Source organism: uncultured Lactobacillus sp. (genome assembly GCF_947367125.1).
Taxonomy (GTDB): domain Bacteria; phylum Bacillota; class Bacilli; order Lactobacillales; family Lactobacillaceae; genus Lactobacillus.
Genome location: NZ_CANBCQ010000069.1, coordinates 1 through 3473 on the forward strand (window position 1 = coordinate 1; position 3473 = coordinate 3473).

Below are 3473 nucleotides of genomic sequence, written 5' to 3' on the forward strand. Positions count from 1 at the left end.
GTGACGCTGTTACAACTTTAAAAAGCTGTCTGAAAAAATAAAAATTTCAATAATGATTTACAAGTTAATTATAGCATACACATACTAGTTTCAGGACAAAAAAATAGCATTTCCTACTGTGGAGAAAATATTCCAACAAATAGAAAACGCTAGATAATTAGATTATGTTATGCCATTAAATTACTTAAACAAGCCTTTGATTGACTTCAAAAGGTTGACAATATATTCGATTTGAACCTTTTCAGTACTAAGCTTTTGATGATTATTAATAAGATCATTCTCAAATGCCTGAGTTGCATACTGAATGAAATAGTAGCAAGCTATACAAATTATCAAATAACCCAAATCAGAATAATTCGAGTTAACGACTGCATTTGCCAATGCTACACCACCAGTAATTAAATCCAGTAGAAGCGCTAAAGCCAACAAAAACAGCGCAAAACGCTCGATTTCAAAAAGATCATCAGTGATGAGTTGTTCACGTTGCTTCATGCGCAATCCTTTTTGATACTGAACTCTGGTCAACCTTTTTTTAGTATTCATAGTTTTTACCTCCGTATGAATTATTTAATTCTTTAGGAATGCTACTACTTGTTGTTAAGTTTTGGTAATGCCCAAAGCTATTGTTCAATAAGTAGTCACAGACCTTCTTTTCATAAACAATCGCACTAATAGATAGCTTCATCTTCAATGATGTCTAAAGAAATTGGATTGTTCTTGCTCCAAGCTTCATTATCATCATAAAGAGACAAACAGTTTATTTTATGAAATCTCAATAAACTATTAGAGTTTTCTTTGACAAGCACAGGAATTTCTCTCTTAATGCGGTAAATATGTTTAAACTTTACTAAAGCCTCCGATACAGTTAAAAGCCTACTATCCTTTTTATCATGTTGAATATCAACATCAACAATTAAAGGGTTTTGCTTAAAACCAAAGAACTTACTTACTTCCTTTGGTAAAAAAATCACGGAAATATCAGAGATACCCCAATAGAATTCACCACTTGCATTACTTACATACAATGGCAATTTACCTTGATTAGGATAACTAGCTATTCCTAAGTATTTATCAATTTCGTCAATGATGCTTTTCAATTTCATTGTTTGGGCAATCAATGGAATAATTTGCTCACGATCCCAATTTGGATTAACAGTTTGAATCAATTCAACCAAAGTCTCTTGACTCAATACCCGATCAAGCTTGTTATCTCGTATAAATCTCAGAGTAGCAAGAGTAGATTGAGTTCTTCCTGCATTAATACCATCTAAATAAAGACGATTTTCTTTGTTCATCATTTTCTCCTTTAAGCAAAAAATAATACTTATATTTTGCAAAATACAAGTATTACTTTTCCTAATAAGTTTATCCACTAAGTAGTCATATAATCTAATACATGTCTCTTGTAGTCTTTCTTTATACAATTAAGTACTTTAGCCAAAAATACCAGTAACGTCATATCTTTGTTTGTCGTTATCAATTTGATAAACGTAAGTAAATCCATCAAAAGTTCGATATACCTTATCAGGAGTGTCACTGTAAGTATAAGTTTGAACAGTAAACATCTTACCATCTTTCATTGGCTTATTAGTGTCTCTTGATGGAACCCAGCGCTTTTTACCGACTTTATACCAAGTTTGTCCTGCTATAGTAATTACTTGATAGACTTTAAAAGTACCACCATTTTTAGTTTCAATAATGCTATCAACTCTAAATGATGGAACAATATGCAGAACTGCATGACCGCCAATGTTAACTTTGACAGTAAATAAGACCTTATTTTTACAGTCTTGGCATTACGTACACTTGCTTGCACTGGCTTAGAATTATTTACAATCAAGCCATTCAGCATGAATAAACCTGCTAAAGCAACAACAATAACAACGACATTTTTAATGTTAATTTTTCTCATTTTTATACCTCTCTTAACAATCTGTTTTACTCATTCGTTTATCGTTTAAGCGTAATAATGAACTGATTTTTTAGCGGGTACCATATTGTAAGCCTTACTCATGTACTCGCTTACCATTTCATCATCAGTAGTTAAACCAGCCACATAACGAGATTTACACCAATCATCTTCATTAGAAAAACCAGAGCTATTACATGGCAAAATTGTAACGGCTGTACCATATAAAATGTTTTCGAAAACATCAGTAAATGTTTCACCTTCGAAATTACTCTGATAATCATCTTTAAACTTTTCATCAGCATTAACTGGTTCTTCATCAGTAAAGTCGTAATACCAAACGTATGATAGTTCACCTTGAGAAAAGCCAGTAACTCGCCAAAAATGGTATTTTGTGTCTTCAAATGCGTTATTAAAGTAATCCAAGACAATATATTCCAGATCAGACCAGTCAATTAGCGAAAACGAAGATGAAAAGTCATTAATAATACCTTCGTCTCCAGTTTCTAGTTCATTTAAGAAATCTTGCTGAGTACTTCCATCGGACTGATGCTCAGTAAAATACTCATCAAATTCATCTTGAATTTTTATTAGATTTAGGCCATGAGTAGCCCGAATTTGATTACACAAATTCATTTTTTGACGAAAATTAAGTCGCTTAAACACTTGAAATAGGTCACCAACTTGTTGTGTATCAAGTGCGCCAAAGTGTGTAGCTTCACCAGCAATAAAATGAAAGCCAACTTTCTCCCAATTATTTTTGCTAATTTGCAAAGTATCAAAATCGGTTGGTAATACTTTCATGAATTGATTACTTTTTGCGTTTACATAAACTGTCATCTTAATAATTCCTTTCATTAATTTCTTATCTTGTGCTGTCAACTTGAGCCAGTCTCTGCTTAACTTGCCTAATCAAGTCATTCATAGGAACTGGCTTAACAGTTGTTTCTTTTTCCTTTTTTTCAACTTTATGCGGTTGTTTTTCTGAAGAAGCGGCCTTTTTTCGATATTCTTCTCTAGTTGTTTTTTTAGTGTAAGAAAACTCTCTTTGAGATTTCTTAGGTTGATTAACTGGAGCAGAAGATAAATCATACAAAGTATGAATTTCACCATTACTATCAGCTAAGATCGTATCAGCATTAAACTTTGAAATATTTGATTCTTCAATGTTGGTTTCCTGCTTACTATTTTCTTTAATAGTGTTATTCTTAGCTTCCTTTTTAGGGGATGCCTTAGTCTGAAACAAGGTTAAATACTGAGCTTTCAAAATATCCTTACGAACATTCATTGGAATTGATGTTTGGTTCAATTCTTTTGCCATTTCGACAGGATCTTGCTTTGAAGAAGCAGATTTAGGTTCTGAAAAAGCTAATTTCAGTTTTTTCCAAACCAATTTAACGATTTGCTTATGCTTGCTATCAAAGCGATAAACTAAGTAAGCAACAACCATAAAACAGAATAACTTAAACATTTTAAATACCTCTTAAAAAACAAAAAGAGACCAATCATCTTAGATTGCTCTCCTCAATTACTTATTAACTTCAACAACAAATTATTAATGATA

6 protein-coding genes are annotated in these 3473 nt (G+C 32.0%); all 6 read right to left on the bottom strand.

Features of this window, described 5'->3' with window-relative positions; translation table 11 throughout:
• Window positions 1-180: 180 nt before the first annotated feature.
• Window positions 181-543, bottom strand: coding sequence for a hypothetical protein (locus Q0Y84_RS12115; protein ID WP_297954131.1), 363 nt, complete (start codon window positions 541-543; stop codon window positions 181-183).
• A gap of 125 nt (window positions 544-668) precedes the next feature.
• Window positions 669-1295: a hypothetical protein gene (locus tag Q0Y84_RS12120; RefSeq protein ID WP_297954133.1), complete on the bottom strand. Its 627-nt coding sequence runs from the start codon at window positions 1293-1295 to the stop codon at window positions 669-671.
• A 138-nt stretch (window positions 1296-1433) separates the two neighbouring features.
• Window positions 1434-1580 (bottom strand): hypothetical protein, encoded by a 147-nt coding sequence (locus tag Q0Y84_RS12125; RefSeq protein ID WP_297954136.1) that lies wholly within the window; start codon window positions 1578-1580, stop codon window positions 1434-1436.
• 74 nt (window positions 1581-1654) lie between these two features.
• Window positions 1655-1912, bottom strand: a complete 258-nt coding sequence (locus tag Q0Y84_RS12130) for a hypothetical protein (RefSeq protein WP_297954138.1) — start codon at window positions 1910-1912, stop codon at window positions 1655-1657.
• Window positions 1913-1957: 45 nt separating this feature from the next.
• Window positions 1958-2791 (bottom strand): hypothetical protein, encoded by an 834-nt coding sequence (locus Q0Y84_RS12135; protein ID WP_297954141.1) that lies wholly within the window; start codon window positions 2789-2791, stop codon window positions 1958-1960.
• Complete coding sequence (locus tag Q0Y84_RS12140; RefSeq protein ID WP_297954144.1) at window positions 2775-3380, bottom strand: hypothetical protein; 606 nt, start codon at window positions 3378-3380, stop codon at window positions 2775-2777. Before Q0Y84_RS12140 ends, Q0Y84_RS12135 begins: the two co-directional genes overlap by 17 nt.
• Window positions 3381-3473 lie beyond the last annotated feature (93 nt).

What these genes read in the sequence shown, in the direction of transcription:
- Q0Y84_RS12115 (WP_297954131.1), bottom strand. Translation starts at nt 543, where the DNA reads ATGAATACTAAAAAAAGGTTGACCAGAGTTCAGTATCAAAAAGGATTG.
- Q0Y84_RS12120 (WP_297954133.1), bottom strand. Translation starts at nt 1,295, where the DNA reads ATGAACAAAGAAAATCGTCTTTATTTAGATGGTATTAATGCAGGAAGA.
- Q0Y84_RS12140 (WP_297954144.1), bottom strand. Translation starts at nt 3,380, where the DNA reads ATGTTTAAGTTATTCTGTTTTATGGTTGTTGCTTACTTAGTTTATCGC.
- Q0Y84_RS12125 (WP_297954136.1), bottom strand. Translation starts at nt 1,580, where the DNA reads ATGAAAGATGGTAAGATGTTTACTGTTCAAACTTATACTTACAGTGAC.
- Q0Y84_RS12130 (WP_297954138.1), bottom strand. Translation starts at nt 1,912, where the DNA reads ATGAGAAAAATTAACATTAAAAATGTCGTTGTTATTGTTGTTGCTTTA.